This is a genomic window from Paenibacillus sp. yr247 (genome assembly GCF_900103825.1).
Taxonomy (GTDB): domain Bacteria; phylum Bacillota; class Bacilli; order Paenibacillales; family NBRC-103111; genus Paenibacillus_E.
Window position 1 is genome coordinate 819,304 of the sequence record NZ_FNIF01000002.1, and the last position, 16,719, is coordinate 836,022.

The 16,719-nt window shown below is 44.2% G+C and carries 19 protein-coding genes and 1 pseudogene; 8 read left to right on the forward strand and 12 right to left on the reverse strand.

The genetic code is table 11. From position 1 onward, the window contains the following. Nucleotides 1–502 precede the first annotated feature (502 nt). Both BLT91_RS08600 and BLT91_RS08605 read right to left on the reverse strand, forming a co-directional pair. The gene (locus BLT91_RS08600; RefSeq protein ID WP_090819462.1) at nt 503–796 is read right to left on the reverse strand and encodes a hypothetical protein; all 294 of its coding nucleotides are present in this window, start codon (nt 794–796) and stop codon (nt 503–505) included. A gap of 328 nt (nt 797–1,124) precedes the next feature. Continuing rightward, a complete protein-coding gene (locus BLT91_RS08605; RefSeq protein WP_090819464.1) occupies nt 1,125–2,570 on the reverse strand; it encodes a DEAD/DEAH box helicase in 1,446 nt (481 codons plus the stop codon). A gap of 200 nt (nt 2,571–2,770) precedes the next feature. Between BLT91_RS08605 and BLT91_RS08610 the strand changes: the two genes are divergently transcribed. The 3 genes from BLT91_RS08610 to BLT91_RS08620 all read left to right on the forward strand — a co-directional run bounded on the left by BLT91_RS08610 (nt 2,771) and on the right by BLT91_RS08620 (nt 6,150). Beyond that, nucleotides 2,771–3,595 (forward strand): DUF6492 family protein, encoded by an 825-nt coding sequence (locus tag BLT91_RS08610; RefSeq protein ID WP_090819466.1) that lies wholly within the window; start codon nt 2,771–2,773, stop codon nt 3,593–3,595. A 395-nt stretch (nt 3,596–3,990) separates the two neighbouring features. Continuing rightward, on the forward strand, nt 3,991–4,722 hold the full coding sequence (locus tag BLT91_RS32710; RefSeq protein WP_254776835.1) for a glycosyltransferase: 732 nt from the start codon (nt 3,991–3,993) through the stop codon (nt 4,720–4,722). A gap of 30 nt (nt 4,723–4,752) precedes the next feature. Then, nucleotides 4,753–6,150: a sugar phosphate nucleotidyltransferase gene (locus BLT91_RS08620; RefSeq protein WP_090819470.1), complete on the forward strand. Its 1,398-nt coding sequence runs from the start codon at nt 4,753–4,755 to the stop codon at nt 6,148–6,150. A gap of 150 nt (nt 6,151–6,300) precedes the next feature. Here the strand turns inward: BLT91_RS08620 and BLT91_RS08625 are convergent, their stop codons facing one another. After that, nucleotides 6,301–7,515 carry a serine hydrolase domain-containing protein gene (locus BLT91_RS08625; RefSeq protein ID WP_090819471.1) on the reverse strand — a complete coding sequence of 405 codons (1,215 nt, stop codon included), beginning with the start codon at nt 7,513–7,515 and terminating at the stop codon, nt 6,301–6,303. A 199-nt stretch (nt 7,516–7,714) separates the two neighbouring features. Here BLT91_RS08625 and BLT91_RS08630 point away from each other — a divergent pair, with 199 nt between their 5' ends. Both BLT91_RS08630 and BLT91_RS08635 read left to right on the forward strand, forming a co-directional pair. Then, entirely contained in the window at nt 7,715–8,302 is a 588-nt protein-coding gene (locus BLT91_RS08630) for a P-loop nucleotide/nucleoside kinase family protein (protein ID WP_090819473.1), read from the forward strand. A gap of 131 nt (nt 8,303–8,433) precedes the next feature. After that, a complete protein-coding gene (locus BLT91_RS08635) occupies nt 8,434–9,450 on the forward strand; it encodes a LacI family DNA-binding transcriptional regulator (protein ID WP_175532163.1) in 1,017 nt (338 codons plus the stop codon). A gap of 81 nt (nt 9,451–9,531) precedes the next feature. On the opposite strand, the pseudogene BLT91_RS08640 reads toward BLT91_RS08635, so the two are convergent. Beyond that, a pseudogene (locus tag BLT91_RS08640) lies at nt 9,532–9,849 on the reverse strand (hypothetical protein); the annotation flags it as partial. Nucleotides 9,850–9,923: 74 nt separating this feature from the next. Between BLT91_RS08640 and BLT91_RS08645 the strand changes: the two are divergent. Further along, complete coding sequence (locus BLT91_RS08645) at nt 9,924–10,832, forward strand: ArsR/SmtB family transcription factor (protein ID WP_090819479.1); 909 nt, start codon at nt 9,924–9,926, stop codon at nt 10,830–10,832. A 308-nt stretch (nt 10,833–11,140) separates the two neighbouring features. Here the strand turns inward: BLT91_RS08645 and BLT91_RS08650 are convergent, their stop codons facing one another. The 8 genes from BLT91_RS08650 to BLT91_RS08685 form a co-directional block, all read right to left on the reverse strand. Further along, complete coding sequence (locus BLT91_RS08650) at nt 11,141–12,322, reverse strand: MGDG synthase family glycosyltransferase (RefSeq protein WP_090819481.1); 1,182 nt, start codon at nt 12,320–12,322, stop codon at nt 11,141–11,143. Further along, complete coding sequence (locus BLT91_RS31400) at nt 12,319–12,486, reverse strand: hypothetical protein (protein ID WP_175532164.1); 168 nt, start codon at nt 12,484–12,486, stop codon at nt 12,319–12,321. The genes BLT91_RS08650 and BLT91_RS31400 overlap by 4 nt, the downstream gene beginning before the upstream one ends. A gap of 178 nt (nt 12,487–12,664) precedes the next feature. After that, complete coding sequence (locus BLT91_RS08655) at nt 12,665–12,901, reverse strand: hypothetical protein (protein ID WP_090819484.1); 237 nt, start codon at nt 12,899–12,901, stop codon at nt 12,665–12,667. 685 nt (nt 12,902–13,586) lie between these two features. Next, nucleotides 13,587–14,027 carry an SRPBCC family protein gene (locus tag BLT91_RS08665; protein ID WP_090819490.1) on the reverse strand — a complete coding sequence of 147 codons (441 nt, stop codon included), beginning with the start codon at nt 14,025–14,027 and terminating at the stop codon, nt 13,587–13,589. 61 nt (nt 14,028–14,088) lie between these two features. Further along, nucleotides 14,089–14,478 carry an SRPBCC family protein gene (locus BLT91_RS08670; protein ID WP_090819493.1) on the reverse strand — a complete coding sequence of 130 codons (390 nt, stop codon included), beginning with the start codon at nt 14,476–14,478 and terminating at the stop codon, nt 14,089–14,091. 1 nt (nt 14,479) lies between these two features. Next, nucleotides 14,480–14,659, reverse strand: a complete 180-nt coding sequence (locus BLT91_RS08675) for a hypothetical protein (RefSeq protein ID WP_090819496.1) — start codon at nt 14,657–14,659, stop codon at nt 14,480–14,482. 52 nt (nt 14,660–14,711) lie between these two features. Next, entirely contained in the window at nt 14,712–15,170 is a 459-nt protein-coding gene (locus tag BLT91_RS08680) for an SRPBCC family protein (RefSeq protein ID WP_090819499.1), read from the reverse strand. Beyond that, nucleotides 15,151–15,477, reverse strand: coding sequence for an ArsR/SmtB family transcription factor (locus BLT91_RS08685; protein ID WP_217635190.1), 327 nt, complete (start codon nt 15,475–15,477; stop codon nt 15,151–15,153). The genes BLT91_RS08680 and BLT91_RS08685 overlap by 20 nt, the downstream gene beginning before the upstream one ends. Nucleotides 15,478–15,600: 123 nt before the next feature. Between BLT91_RS08685 and BLT91_RS08690 the strand changes: the two genes are divergently transcribed. After that, nucleotides 15,601–15,972 carry a TfoX/Sxy family protein gene (locus tag BLT91_RS08690; RefSeq protein ID WP_090819501.1) on the forward strand — a complete coding sequence of 124 codons (372 nt, stop codon included), beginning with the start codon at nt 15,601–15,603 and terminating at the stop codon, nt 15,970–15,972. A gap of 61 nt (nt 15,973–16,033) precedes the next feature. Continuing rightward, a complete protein-coding gene (locus BLT91_RS08695) occupies nt 16,034–16,441 on the forward strand; it encodes a DUF6855 family protein (RefSeq protein ID WP_090819504.1) in 408 nt (135 codons plus the stop codon). Nucleotides 16,442–16,719 lie beyond the last annotated feature (278 nt).

A 16,719-nucleotide genomic window follows, 5' to 3' on the forward strand; every position in this document is an offset into this window, starting at 1 on the left:
TACATTAAAATCAACGCATATTGCCATTTTTGGTTTAAAATGCAGATATTTGATGTACAAAATACATGATTACTACTCAAAATGCTAAATAAACTGTTATTTGATGTACTTTTTACATGTAGTTGTGTTCGGGACGGTTCGGGTGCGGGGTACGGGGTGGTTCGGGTGCGGGTTCGGGTGCGGGTGCGGGTTCGGGTTCGGGTTCGGGGGCGGGGGCGGGTGCGGGTGCGGGTTCTGGTTCGGGTGGGTTCTGGCACTTTTCTATAAGCTCTGAGATGCAAAGGTTTCGCTTCTGAAGTGCGGGGGCGGACAAGGGAGAGTTGCGCGGAGTTCAGCTAGGAGGGTACGTTCATCGGGAGTGAGCTGCCGGCGTCAGGGACGGGTTCTCCGTCCGAGATTCAAAGCCAACGACAAGGCCCCGACGCGAAAAGAACCTTTAACAGCTCCTTCCGGAGTCGTTAAAGGTCCTTCTCTTCAGCTGCCTAGCAGCAATAATGCTTCTTTATTTCGTTACTCTAACCGTCATCTTGTCACTCGAGGTAACTCCACCCGCATTGACCAATTCGCTGCGGTACTCGTACACGCCATTCGCTCTGCCAGTAATTGTCGTCACGGCCCTTTGAGCATTGGGTGAAGCTGCATTCAAGCTTTTCGTATCGATCAAGATACGATCTGTGGGCCCTTCCGCCCTTACTGCTTGCCAACTGCTCATAGCCAATACTTGCAGCGGCAACGCTACCGTTACGGCAAGAGTTGCTTTTAATAGTTTTGCTTTCCATCCTGCTAACTTACTCAATACGATTCCTCCTTAGCGTTTGCTGAGTCAAAACTCTTTTCAAGCAGAAGCTTATCGGATGAAGACAAGCCAAGTAACGCCCTTATTTTACCATGGTTTAAAAAGGAATAGTGAGTTTTATTTGTAAAGATAGGGAAATTTATGCAGCTTTACAAAGCCATTGTCGTTTTCTAACATAACCTAGAATTCCATTGTTGTGTGGTGCAGCCAATGGGTTGCTTCCAGCAGCACTTGGCCATCTTGACGTAATAATTTCTGATTGAAATGGATGCATGCAAAAACAGACTTGTTCGCACGCGAACAAGTCTGTTTTTATTCACCACATTAATTATTTATTCGCTTCATGCACCTTCAGCAGCTTGCCTTTAATCGTCGTATTCTTCATGATTTTGAGCACCATCGGGCCTTTACCGTTCAGAATATCCACATACGAAACATTATCCTGAATCGTAATGATGCCGATGTCCTCTGCCGTCACACCTTCTATTTTGGCAAGGGTTCCTACAAAATCTACAGCTCTAATTTTTTTCTTTTTCCCGCCGTTAAAATAGAGCTTCATAATTCCCTTGTTCAGTTGGTCACTTTTATCTCTCTTAATCACAGGCGTAGCCTGCATTTTCTGCTCAAAGGCAGGTTGTCCAAGGGCTACTGCTTCCGCCGTGGGAACGTCTTTTCTCGGTATTTTGAACCCTAGATAGTCTTCAATTTCCGCTACAAATTTTTCTTCATTCGGGGTGACAAATGTAATCGCTTTGCCGGTCTTCCCCGCACGTCCGGTTCTTCCGATCCGGTGAACATAGCTTTCTTTTTCAAGCGGAAGGTCGTAGTTAATGACATGGGTAATATCCTCCACATCAATTCCTCGCGCCGCGACATCCGTGGCTATCAAGAAACGGAATTCCCCTCTTTTGAACGCATTCATGACCAGGAACCGATCGTCCTGTACCATGCCCCCGTGGATTTTGTCGCACGGATAGTCCAGCTGATCCAACTGCCGAAATAAGTAGTCAACATGCTCTTGGGTCCGGCAAAAAATGATGCAGTTATTCGGATTCTCTACGACAAAGATATCCTTAAGCACATTAAATTTATCGTCTTCTCGAACCACTAATATAGAATGCTCGATCTGAACTTTGGACGCTTCCGGCGTTTGAATCTCAATATCGATAGGGTTATGCATATATTGATGGCTTAATTGTTCCACATCAGCAGGTAATGTTGCCGAATATAACATCGTCATCCGATCCGTCGGCAGCTCATCAATAATCGCTCCCACTTGATCAATGAAGCCCATCCGCAGCATCTCGTCGGCTTCATCTATGACCAAATATTTCAGTCGCTCCAGGTCCAGCGTCCCCTTTTGAATATGGTCCAGCACACGTCCCGGTGTTCCGACGACCACATGGCACTTTTGGTGCAGCTCCAGCTTTTGCTTGGCAAAGGGCTGCTTCCCGTACAGAGCCACCGCTTTAATTCGCTTAAATCTCCCGATGTTCGTGATATCCTGCTTCACTTGATCGGCCAGCTCTCTCGTCGGTGTCAAAATCAGCGCCTGCGGCCTATTCTCTTCCCACTCCACCAACTCACAAATCGGTATGCCGAATGCCGCGGTCTTGCCGCTTCCCGTTCGAGACTTGACGGTGAGGTCCTTCTCCTGAAGCGCAATAGGAATCACTTCATTCTGCACGTCTGTCGGCTGCTCATAACCCAAGCTATGCAGCGCCCGGACGATATCCTCACTCAATTTATAATCCGTAAAACTTCTTATTCCCACTAATAAACTCCCCTTCTTCTTGCTGTTCTTCCTATATTACTACATGTTTGCTTGGAGACAAAAAATCTTCTCTGGGGTTGGAGAGGTTTGATATTGTAAGTAGGCGTTTTTTTAGGCACATCACCACTTGCGATTACCTATTCCTTTTCTTATACCTTAACATATGATAATTCAAATACTTGTTAAATGGAGTTGAAAATATGTCACTCTCCCAAAAGGTCCCATTAAGCAGCAGGACAAAGATAGACGTTCTAATCCCTGCAATCGAAAAGGATTTAGGAACACTGCCCTTTGTCATTGATGCGCTAAGAAAATATGTGAAGCATCCTATTGGAGAAATCCTCATTGTTGCCCCAAAAACAAAGAAAATGATGGATTTATGCAGCAAAAAAGGATGTAAATTCGTCAATGAAAATAAGGTGCTTCCCCTTACTAAAAAGAATATAAACTATAGGTCAAAGACATGGGACCGATCAGGGTGGCTTTTTCAACAATTTTTGAAACTTAGCGGTGATTCCTTGTGCTCTTCTAAATTTTATTTAGTCATTGATGCGGATACGGTGTTGATTCGCCCACATATTTTCAGATCAGGTCAAAAGACAGTGTTTTATTGCCGAAACTGGAGCCAGGACGAATATTTTAAAACCTATAAAAAGCTTTTAGGAAGAAAGCACTCCTCATCCTTATCTTTTGTTACCCATTATATGCTTTTTGAAAAGTCTAAGCTTGTACAGTTGAAAAAGACCATAGAGTCTAAGCATCGTACCCCCTGGTATTCAGCTATCCTACGAAATATGAACAAATCGAAGCAGTACGCTTTTTCAGAATTTGAAACCTACGGTAATTTTATCCACTCCACTGTTCCTAACAAGCTTATTCGTAAGCAAGCATTGAATAAATCTTTACACATGAACGCTGCACAAATCTCGAAATTTCAGCTCACCACCTTATCGAAAACGTACAGGTCCCTCTCCTTCCACAAACGTAAAGGATACTTTAGGAAATTAAAGGTGACTGAGCCATGACAAATTATGAAGTTGTATGGAGAGGCCCTTTACAAAGAGTGAGTGGCCTTGGCATTGCGAGCAGATCGTATGTTAAAGCATTAAAAAGGCAAGGTGTAAATGTTCATGTAGGTACTTCGATGAAAAAACACCTCGGTAAGGGGAAAATAAAGAAGAGGAAAGTATTAATTTATCATCAACTTCCCAACACAATTAACTTTAAGCAGGAAAGAATATCGTTTAATCCTATCCTTTTGAATACGGTTTGGGAGACGACCCAGATACCTAAGCGTTGGTTAAGATATATAAATAAATTTGATGCCGTTTGCGTGCCCTCAATTCAAAATAAACAGGCATTGAAACATAGCGGCGTCAGAGTTCCTATATTCTTAGTCCCCCATGGAGTAGATACACAGATGTATAAGCCCAACAATAAGAAACTGCCCGTTCCCAACTCAAAGGGCAAGTTTATTTTTGTCTCCGTATTTGGCTTCCAGCACCGAAAAAATCCCGAAGCCTTATTGAGGGCCTACTGGGAGGAGTTTTCATCTGCCGATAACGTACTTTTGGTCATCAAGACGAACGGATACGCTCCTTATGAAAACGAAATATGGATCAAGAATACCATAAAACGTTACAAAGAAAGACTAGGTATTCGTAAGAAAACGGCTCCCATCTTCATCATTGGCCGTCAGCTAACTTCTAACCAGCTTAAAGGGATTTATACGCTTGGCAACGTGTTTGTTCTTCCTACCCGAGGGGAAGGCGTCGGATTACCATTCCTTGAATCGTTGTCAAGCGGTGTTCCCGTCATCACTACCGGGTGGGGCGGACATATGGACTTCCTAACTCGTAAAAATTCCTTTTTGCTTCCCTATCAATTAAAAAATCCGGCAATTAGCATGAATAGTAAACATGCTATATCCCGTAAATTTCGCCACTTGTTTACAGAGAGAGGACAGCGTTGGGCCGAACCGGATAGGGGTAGTTTAAGAAGACAAATGAGATTTGCCTATCAGAACCCCCTTTTATGCAAGAAGAAGGGACTCCAAGGCAGACAGGATATGCTGAAGCTATCTTGGAATAGGGCTGGTCAATCATTGAAAAAAGCTATAGAAAAAGTAATTAACTCTAAAAAACAAGGATGATACATTGCTTTTCTAAGGGAGGAATCTATCTTGCGTATCGTTCTGTTATCAGGAGGTTCTGGAAAAAGACTTTGGCCGCTTTCTAATGGAATAAGATCCAAAGCATTTCTTAAATTTTTGAAATCGAAGGACGGCGTCATGGAATCCATGATTCAAAGAGTGTGCAAGCAATTGGATGAGGTTGGACTGCTTCAATCCACCTATATCGTTACACATGAAAGCCAAGCTGAAATCACACAAAACCATGTGGGTAACACGGTTCCAATTATCAGTGAATCTCATAAGAAGGGTACGTTCACAGCGATTGCTTTAGCCGCTAGTTATTTTCATTCCGAATTAACTACCGATCTGAACGAAACAATCTGTATCCTTCCTGTGGATACCTTCGTTGAAACATCGTTCTTCCAGTTACTTCATAAATTCCCTCAAGTCCTTTCTCACTCTCAAGCAGATATCGCCCTTCTCGGAACTTCCCCAAAGCATCCTTCCAACCAATATGGCTATATTCTGCCGGTCCCACAAATAGACAACAAGAGTGATTATTTAGTCATAAATCAATTCGTAGAAAAACCCGATGAAGAGAAGGCAGTGCGCTTGATACATGCGAACGCTTTGTGGAACTGTGGCATATTTGCTTTTTCTTTAAAATTCATCCTCTCTTACTTAACGGACAAAGGGCTGCCTATTCAATACGATGAATTCCGAACTCATTATGAACAGCTTCCCGAAATAAGCTTTGATCATGAGGTCGTAGAAAAAATACGTCATGCTGTAGTCATTCCCTACGATGGAACTTGGAATGACCTGGGTAGTTGGGATACATTAACAACTCATATTGAAAGTAATGTCCTCGGTGTAGGTCAGATTTCAAATAACTCTATGAATACACATCTTGTCAATGAGCTTTCTTATCCCATTCAGGTCATCGACGTATCTAATATTATTGTGGCCGCAAGTCCCGATGGTATCCTTGTCGCAAGTAAAAACAAATCAAATCAAATCAAAGAAAGGCTTACTTACACCCAGCAGAGGCCTATGTATGAAGAAAAAAGGTGGGGGACCTATCGCGTCTTGGACCAATCCAAGGTTGAGAAGGACTCAGAGTCAATCGTCAAGAAGATAGAATTGCTCTCAGGAAAAAATATTAGCTATCATTGGCATCAGAAGAGAAAAGAAATTTGGACCATTCTATCTGGAACTGGAGATTTTATTTTGGACGATAAGATCTATCGTATTCAAACCGGAGACGTTCTACAAATCCCTTTTGGTGCCAAGCATGGTGTGAAGGCTACTACACCGCTTGAATTTATTGAAATCCAAATAGGGAGCGAACTTAGTGAAGAAGATATCATACGTATAGCCATAACCTGGGAAGATTCTGTCCAACTTACAAGAATGAAGAGTGATGAATCCGTTGAAGGGGACTGACTAGGCACTGAACAATAAGATAAAGCCCTCGTAGTCATTTTAGACAATGGGACGGGCTTGATCTCTGCTTTGATGAACAAGTCCCTAAGAGGATGGAAGGAGCTGCCGCGGCAGCTCCTCTTTGCTTATCATCTTATGTCCGTCCTTTGCTCACGACTCAACTCCCAATTTAAACGAGTTAATCGCCTGATCCAGTTCAGCACTAGCAGCTGAGTTCTCCTGAAACGGCTTGTCCCCTCGAATTGCTTGGACGACAAGATGCATCAGCTCTTCCGGCATATCAACATCCGCCGAATCCGCTGTAACAGCTACGACGAGCTGCAGCTCGGGAACGACAAATATTCGTCTTCCTCCTGAACCTGAGGCATAGAACATTTCGTATTGTTTTTTGCTTCCTTTTAATAATCCTTGAGGCAATGTTTTGGACCACCAATAAAAGCCATACCCGCCTTGTGTGCCATTGCTGTAGTTAAGGGTTACGCGTCTAATGAGCGACTCTCGGATCCATGGCTCCGGAATAATCGTCTTGTCTTCCCACTGGCCTTCCTTCAGATACAAATAGCCAATCTTAGCCATATCTCTTAAGGTCAAAGCTATAGCCCAAGCTCCAATGGTGCAGCCCCCAGGATCATGATTCCAGTTCACGTCTGTTATACCAAGCGGTCCGAATAAGCGGGATTTGGCATAATCAAACATAGACTCCCCTGTCGCCTTCTGCACTACGGCTGATAAGAGATGGGCATCGCCATTACTATAATTAAATAAGGTACCAGGTTCAGCAAATGCCGGGCATTCCAGTATATACTGCACCCAATCCGAGGAATACATCATTTCTGTTGATGACCGTTCATTGGCATTGTCCCACGCCATACCTGACGTCATGCTTAACAAATGCTTTAACATGATTTTTGACTTTAGCGGATCACTTTCTAACTCAGGAAAAAACGCAGCAAGTCTTTGATCTGTACTTTTTAGCTTACGCTCGGATAACGCAATGCCGACCAATGCGGAGGTTATACTTTTTGTTACGGATTTAACGTCTTGCGGAATATCGACCTGTGTATTCTCATTATAAGCTTCTGTGACCATAAAACCGTTCCGAATAACCGCTACACTATGTACCTGTTGATTGCGGAAGGCTTCGAGCATCTTGGCTAGTGCAGCCGAATTCATCCCTTGCGCCTCCGGCGTTGTCGTCTTCCAGCCATGTGTTGGCCAATAATCTGCCGGTTTTGAGGTAGGTCTTTCAGAATGGATATTCACTTGTGAAAATTGTACCTGTTTCATTTGGGTTCCAGATGCTGACAAAGATAGGGTTGATGCTCCTTTTCCACTTCCGATAGGTGATTTCTTTTTATTTTTCATCTATTTCGTATCCTTCCAGTATGGTTTAACTCCCCCTACGTTGAAGCATTTTACTTTACAAATATGAACTAATTATGGCGTAAACCTTAAAGGAACATAAAGATTAGCTGAACGTTTGCTGAATTTCATGTGTATAACCACCTTTATGTTACAATATTCGTACATTTCCCCTGACGGGAACACTATTCGGAGGTTTGGCATGCGAAAACTCGTATTTTTCTTAGGACCTGCCGGCGCAGGGAAAACAACGCTTGCCAAAGCATGGGCGCGCAAACATGGCGGGGCATTTCTGGATATGGATACCCTGCTGCGGCCCGCGGCAGAAACGATCATGACCCTAAGTGGGCAAGATCCAGATGATCGGGATTCCCCCACTTATAAGACACACTGTCGCGATTTGGGATACCGCATAACGATGGACGCTGCCCTTGAAAATCTCGCGCTAGGCTTGGATGCCATTGTCGTCGGCCCTTTCACCCGAGAGCTTGGAGATCCATTATGGCTAGAAAGGGAACTCTCACACATCGGTGCTACCGTCAGTGATGTAAGCGTTAGGGCTATTTTCTTGTATTTACAGAGCGAGAACATCTACCATGAACGTATTCAGGCAAGAGGCTCAACATTGGATATTTGGAAGCTAGAAAATTGGAACCAATTCAGCCAGTCACTTATACGCAGGGAAATAAAATGGATCGTTGATCCGTCCTCGATTCTCTATTTTGACAATTCAGGACCGCCATCTTCTGAGAAGCTAGAGTTGCTTGAGCAATTCATTAATAAGGGCTAAAGGTGAACTTTCGAAAAGTTGACAACAACAATTTGTAAAGTATCTTTACAACGAAATTTAACTTTACAAAAGTTTCTTGTACATATAAAATTCAAGTAGAATTTACATCCTGCTCAAGGGGCTATATGTATATGAACTCGAAAACCTCCATGCAAGACATCGCCGATAGGCTGGGTATATCCAAGAATGCTGTTTCTCTTGCCCTCAATCATAAAGCCGGCGTCAGCGAAGAATTGCGCTCTCGCGTTTTCGAAGCTGCTAATCAGCTGAAATACCGTACAGAGCCGAAGAATAAGAAGAAGCTTCGCCATTTGCTTGTCTTAATCCCTGAATATATGCGCAATGATAAAACCTTCTATTACGAACTGTTCTGGTCCATCGAAAAAAGGGCCAAAGAGAGCGGCTATGCTACCATCATCTGCGGAGTTACGAAAGAGATGGAACAACAGCTCATTCTACCGGATCTCTATCATGAGATGGTGTTCAACGGCATGCTGATCATCGGCGTCCTCGAGGTTGATTATGTTCGCAAGCTTTTCGAATTGGGGACGCCACTCGTTACGGTAGATCACTATTACGACAGCTTGCAGCTTGACGCGGTCGTGACAGCAAATGCTGAAGAGGCCTACAAAATTGCGACCTACCTCATCGACAAAGGCCACCAGAGAATTGGTTTTATCGGCTCCATAAATAGGACCAAAAGCTTCAAAGATCGGTGGTCTGGATTCCAATATGCAATGTCAGATGCGGGACTGACGATCGATATGAATCACTGCATCGCGGACTCGCCGCCACTCGAGGTTCTAGACTCCAATCCCGATGAACTGGCGTCCTTTCTGGATGCGATAACATCTATGCCAACGGCCTGGTTCTGCGCTAACGACCGCATTGCCATATCCCTCATTCAAATTCTGATATCTAAGGGCTATAAAGTGCCGGACGATATCTCCATTGTTGGATTCGACGATATCGAAGCCGCCGAAATGATCGCGCCTCGCCTCACAACGATTCAAGTGCAGCGAGAACAGCTTGGCATTGAGGCCGTCGATTTCTTGATTCGAAAGATTGACTATGGCGGAAGCCCTTCAAAAATATCGGTCTACGGCGAGCTGATTGAGCGTGATTCCTGCAAGGAGATTAGAAGTTAGTACAAAGCTGCAAAACGATACAAGACATCCTACCAGAGAACTTTCTCTTAGTTGGATGTCTTTTGCTTTCGCCCTTTTTGCTTACAACGCAATCTTCGGCTCACGATCAATGGTTAACAATCCATTCAACTCTTGCTGCACATCCGTAAGCTGCGTATAACAGAAGCCGCATACGTAATCCAAGTCTCTGATGGCCTGCGTGATATTACGATACCGCGTGAGGAATTCTTCCTCGGTTTTCACTTGGTTGCCATAACCCCAACCTTTTTCGGTCATAAAAGCGATGCCGCCATAGGCTGCTCCCATTTCTGACCACACCAGTAACCCCTTGCGATCAAACCAGTACAGGAATCTTGGATCCTCCAGCTTCTGATGCTTGCGCACACCATTGAAGCCTAAAAAATAAGTCAATACATGTTGTTTAATTAACTTACAAGTTATACAATAGATAAAAACTAAAAATGAGGTACCCCATGCAGATTGAAGTTTCCACTAAGAATATGTCTTTTCTAGAATGCTTCTCTTCAGAAACCAGAGTGAAAATGATTGAACTCCTTCATCATGAACCTTTAAATATCAAACAACTTTCGCAGCGACTTGAAATTTCATCAGCCATTGTAACTAAACATATTCAGAAACTTGAACAAGCAGGCATCGTATCCTCGGAAAATGCCACTGGTATTCGCGGAACGCAGAAAATCTGTCATTTGAAATTAGAACAAGCTGTTCTGCAATTTAAGCCAAAGAAACAGTCTGAACTTCCGACTAATTCCTTATCGATCCCGGTCGGCCAATATTCCTCTTTTGAGGTTAAACCCACATGCGGCCTTGCTTCTCCTACGCAGCTAATTGGTGTACTGGATGATCCGCGCTATTTCGCTGATCCTGGGCATGTACATGCGGGTATACTCTGGTTTGGAAGCGGTTATGTGGAATATCGAATTCCTAACTTTCTTCACCGTAATCAAAAGCTGCGTTCCTTGGAAATTTCGTTCGAAATTTGTTCCGAAGCGCCAGGGTACAACGAAAACTGGCCATCTGATATTTCTTTCTTTATCAATGAGATTCCCCTCGGCATGTGGACGAGCCCGGGTGATTTCGGCGCTCAAAGAGGTGTCTTGTCACCCGATTGGTGGAGCAGCAGCAACACACAGCACGGTCTGTTAAAAGTAATATCTGTAGGCACCGCCGGCTCTTATTTAGACGGAACGAAAATTTCTGACACCACCATGGATGATTTATCCGTCACTTTTGCCAAAGATATCAACTTCCGCATCGCATCGTTGGAAACTTCACCAAACTGCGGCGGAATCACTTTATTCGGCAAGAATTTCGGCAATTATGCGCAGGATATTGTCGTCACCATGCATGAGGATAAATAAGCCGCCTTACGCTGCGATGAATAGTCAAAACCCCCTTAGAATCTGTTAGAGTCTAAGGGGGTTTTGATTTGTATTAGGACTGATTAAGGCTCCGGAACGCCAATGTTTCTCCACTTAACGGTCAACCGATTGACAATGTGATTTTGTAAAGTAATTGCTGGTAAATAGTTGAAGATTCAATTCTTTTTAAAAAGCGATGAAATTGACAATATACTTGACATCCAAAAAGCACCTGTACGATTTGAGCGAAAAATAGGTGGTTTTTGAAGCGGAAAAAGAGGGAGAAAGAGAGACTATGTAAACCACCGTCAACCATTCGCGTATGAGAGCATAATACCTTCCGGTGTTGGGATGAAATGATGGTGAGCCTCGAATATGGCTTTCAGCATGTGAAGCGCATCTTGGTTCTGCTGATTTAACTTTGCATTCTTTTTAAGGATCAAAAGCAAGGACTTGTTCGCAATGATCCCCTGCAGTTGGTTTTTTAATTCCACTGCGTTCTTCACTTCAATCGCAGCCCCTAGACCAACCAGATAAGCCGCGTTGTCCTGTTCTTGTCCAGGTATCGGCTTGTACAGCATCATCGGTAGCTCAAGTGCAAGCGCCTCTGAAATGGTGAGTCCTCCCGGCTTCGTCACGATCAGATCGGATAAAGCCATCAATTCATGGACGTGATCTACGAACCCTGTAACTTTTACGCGATGGCGTGTTTTCTTGCCGCCCAGCTCCTCCTCGAGCTGCTGCTTAAGCTTTTCATTTCGCCCGCATACGAAAACAAACTGTACCGGCACTGCCAGATCATCCGATTGCAGGACGGACTTGAACTGCTTGCCGATTAGGCCATGCCCGCCCCCCATCACCAGCACGGTCGGCATATTTCGATGCAAACCATGCTTATCACGGAGCATCGTCCGATCATAAGCTTGCGTGAAAGGCATCCGGATAGGAATCCCGGTGACCACAATTCGATTCTCTGGGATCCGGTATCGCAGCAAAGCTTGCTTAACGTGCTCGGCGCCAACCAGATAACGATCCGTTCCCGGGTGAACCCAGTAGCTGTGATCCGTATAATCGGTCATTACCGTTACCGTTGGCACCGTCGTCAGTCCATTGCATTTCAAGTATGACATTGCCGCGGCAGCCCCTGGGAGGGTGCATACCACTTCTGTCGGCTCCTCTTCATTAAGCAACTCCAGCATCCGGTCAGTGCTGAACGATTTCATCCTTTTTAACATATGGGATAACGTATTATCATCACGTGTCTTACGATACAAATATCCGTAGACCGAAGGCAGACTTTGCACCCACTTCATGTAGCAATATTTGCCCACCGAATGCAGGTAAGGGTGTGTCCACTCTAAGAAATCGATTACTTTCACGTCCACATCCGGTTTGTGAAACCGCGCCGCTTCGAGAATGGCTTGCGCCGCTTTATTATGCCCGTCCCCTAGACTGCCTGTCAGGATTAATAGTTTGTCCCTACGTTTCATCTTCTAAGTCCCCCTTCGAACTTGCGTTGCTGCGTATTCACGGCAATCGACTCCGTTAACCATCCTCTCCGAATACGTTCCACGGCATACACGGCATACACGGCACCCTCGGTTATATAATACGTGCGGCGATCCTTATAAGACAGATACAGGTACCCGACCAACAGAAATCCATACCAGGATAGTTGTTATATTTATCATAAAGGAGATCCGGTTCCTTCTAAACGCACTAAGGGACTGTCTTTCGTTAGCCAAAGGTCTTGATAAAACCTAGACCAAAGGCTAAGTTCTTGAATGAGATCCTTCGCAATACGATCCATCATGGCATAGAAGAATTTGTTGTTAAGAAATCAATTTCGTTTGCTTTGCCTTCTCCGAAACGTGCTTCGTATAACCGCTAAGCGGCTTTTTCAGAGCTAGAGCAATCACATAACAAGCCAAGATGAACACGAACAGGAAGAACACATCCTTAAGCCCAAACGGCACCAGCATCCCACCTACCGCCTCGAGAAAAAGACCGGTGGGCACTTTCCACAAGTTGATAAGATCCGTCCAATAAATGCTGAAAATCTTCTTCATCAACGTTCCACCTGCCCCTTCGCATTTGGTTTTTAATGTAACCTGACATCTTCTTAGCCATACAAAATAGATCAGCGAAACTCTAACCTTGACGAATACGCAGATGTGGATAACTTAGATTGTGGATATGTGCATAAAGCATTGACTATCTTATGCACAGCCTACTCTGTGGACATGTTGATACTGTTGGTAACTATGTGGATAAGTGAAATAGGGGTGGGTAAATTCCGAAAAAAGAGGGAGGGTTGGGTAAGAGAGTATCCTGTAGTAAGCGGAGGTGAAGGAGAACTAGATGGGGGTTGAGATGGATATTCCGACAGAAAGAAATCTGTGTGAATCAATCCTTAACGAGGTAAAAAGAGGGAGGCTACATGCGGAATCATTAACCATGTTAATTATTTGCACATTACGTCGCTTAAAACTTCATCTTTGGCGGCGAAGCAGGTTGAAAGAGAACAAGGGGGATCTAAGAGCAAGACCCTTTGACGGGGACCGACTCAAAAAGAAACAAAGAAACCTCCAAACCCACAGTGGGGTTGGAGGTTTCTTAATTAGCAGGAACGGTAAACACAGAAATTAACGTAGTTCCCGTTAGAATCATCCAACATGCTGCAGGCAAAGAAGAAAAGCAGTCGACTTCAAGAGATCGCCTACAACCTTAAACTCATGTTAGATAAGGGGGTTATCAAGAACTTTTTTCTAGTAGAAACTTGATTTTTTTCAAGTCCTTGTTGTTTGCCCTTTTCATCATCAAGGACATAAAAGGAGCAAATAACATTGAAAACCCCGTGGGATTACCTTTATTGCGTAAAGTCATTCGAGTTGAATTCCCCTCAGCGATTTCCCAAGTGTAAGTTGTTTCCATTGGAAAGGGGCCGTCGGCCGTTCTCATTACTAGCTTTTTTCCTGGAATATACTCAGCCATTTGATAGACATATGAAAGTTGTTTTCCGAGGAATGCAGCTTTAAATGCAACTTTAGAACCAACTTTCAACGGTTTTGGTGTTTGCCATACGGCAGAATGAATATTGACATACCATTCTGGCGCATGATCGGGATTCGCGGCATAATCCGAAACTTTATCACGAGGACAATTTATTGTTATTTCTGTTAATACATCAACCATTTCCGGTACCTCCAATGAAAAAGGAAAAGCGCGCATAAAAATCGCGCGCCACTTCACATAATTAAGCTAAGAGTTTCTCAATAGGCTTCCAGTAGTTATCATGCCATCCGGTTGCGAGGTGTTCGCCTGTTCCTTCTGGGAAACTAGAGTGGTCGAATACAAGCAGAGTCTCGGAGCCTTGCTCCTTGAGCTCGAATTTGACTACAGAGTAAACCCCTTCCTCCCAATTAGCAACACGCCATGCTTGTACAATTCGCTTGTTCGGTACGAGTTCGATGTTGCGCCCCAAAATCATACCACCGAAACAAGAGAATGTTCCGCCTTCTTCTGCGTTGATATCTGTCGGAGCGCCGCCAGTAGCCTTGCTGAATTGCTCGCTGCTAAGGAGGGCATTGTAAATACGATCCGGACTAGCTTTAAACGTAACTTCTTGATGGATTGCAGCGGACATCTTACACACCTACCTTTAATTGCTCGTCCTTGTTCTGAAGCCACTGCTCCAGCATTTCAACAGTCATGCTTTTCAGCATATCCGAGTGATCTTGAATGGCGTGATGCCACATGGCAGCTTCTACCTTATATTTGTTTTCGTCCGTTACTTTAAATCCGCAGTTGCAAGTTAGTGTTTTCATATGATTGATAGTCTCCTTTGAATTTAGATGTTTATTATTTTTATTTATAAAATTAATGCATAGCTTTTTCAGACCAAGGATCGACGCCCGCATCTTGACCTTGCGCCACCGTTTGCAGGCGAGGCATGTAATGCGACCAGCCTTGTTGGTGAGCAGCAACTTCCGTTGCCGGCAAATCGTAATGCGTCAACACTAAGAGAGTGCCGTTATCTTTGGGTGTAAGTCTGAATTCAACGGTACTTGATCCAGGAGGCACCACATTCGATTTATCCCATCCCCATGTCATAACGATTTTCTCGTTCGGGATAATCTCCTTATACTCACCCATCGCAATGTCGCTACCGTTAACATCGATGCGATATTTGCCACCGATACTCGGGTCTAACAGAACATGGCGTCCCATCCAACGAACCAATTTGTCAGGATCGGTAAAAAATGAGAACAATGTCTCCGGACGGCATTCAATAAAAACCTCTTTCTTGATCGTATCACTACTGCTGATTGAAGTCATGTTTTCTCCTTTCTTCCTCTTCCGCGGCTTCTTTCAAGCGCATCAAGCTGTCATCCCAGAAGCTCTCGATATACTGTATCAATTCGGCGAAACCTTCCCTCCTAATGCCATAAAATCGTTTGGTGCCTGCCCGCCTAACAACGACGAGCCCAGCCTCTTCAAGAACTTTAAGATGCTGTGAAATTGCTGGTGCTGAAATGTCAAAATGTGACGCAATGGCGCTGGAGGTCAGCTCCCCATCACGGACGAGATGTAAAATATCTCGGCGCCTAGGTTCCGTTATTGCTTGAATGGCTTTATCGATCATGACATTAATTTAGCATACACTTAATTAAGTGTCAACTTAAATAAAAAATATTGCACAATGACTTAATTTGATATATTCTGACCTGGAGTCCTACCAACTATACAAAAAAGGAGCATTCCAACCATGTCTTTTCCTCGTCCGTCTCAAGATGCTAAAGCATTTTTCTCATTCGTAATGCCCGATGACCCCTATATCCAAGTACGTCCCATGTTTGGTAACTTGGCCGGGTTTATTAACGGCAATATGTTCGTCGGCCTTTTTGGCGAGCAAATTTTTATTCGTCTGCCGGAACAAGAGCGCAGAGAGCTCCTTACCATTGAAGGTACCTCCGAGTTTGCTCCAATGCCAAGCCGTCCGATGAAGGAGTATGTTGCTTTGCCGGAAAGCTGGAATCAAGAACCTGATCAGATCCGCACCTGGATTCAACGTTCCCTAGCATGGGCTGAATCACTACCCGAAAAAGTGCCCGCTAAGAAGAAACCCAAAAAAGCCTGATCTCCTTCGATCAGGCTTCCCCCTTCTTTTATGTGAAAATAGACTCAAAGGAGTAAATGATATGTCGACTGAACTGGGTACCAAAGAAAACCCTTGGAAATTAAAGACTCCTCCTAAAACATCCGAATATGAAATGTATAAGGATGAAAAAGATGGAAAAACCATTATTGTTTGCACCGTAGGTAAAACTATTTTGCATTATGACTATCGCTGCATTGATGACTTAAACGCTATGCTCAAGCAGCATGGAGATTGGATGGAGCTAGGCAGCGCTGTTGAGCAGAAACCTGCAAAAGAAGGTATGGTTGAAGCTTGGGGACGTTCTCCTGAAAATCCAGTTGGCGGTTGGTACGGCTTGAAAAAAGGTTTTCGCGGCAGATTCGGCATGTATATCCCCCCGTTGATGGAAGAGTTAGGGCTTGCGGAAGTGGAACACAATGCAAGGAACAATCGAATACGGGCAGTTTAACAGTGTCTCACCGCCATAATAACCTGTGGGACAGCCTTTAATTCCTTAACTTTTATTCTCTTGTACGTCTTTTTCAGACAACGGTAAATTCGCAAGTAGTTACTGCTTAACTGGAATTTCTCCAGCTAATTAAGCGATAGCCTCGCTTTTTACGAAAAGATAATGGAATTAACAGGAGAAAACCCAGTTATATAGATGGCCGACGCAACGCATCAGCTTCGAACCGAGAGCTTCGAAGGATAACAGCATGGCTCGGAAGCGTACGCTTCTCCGAGAGC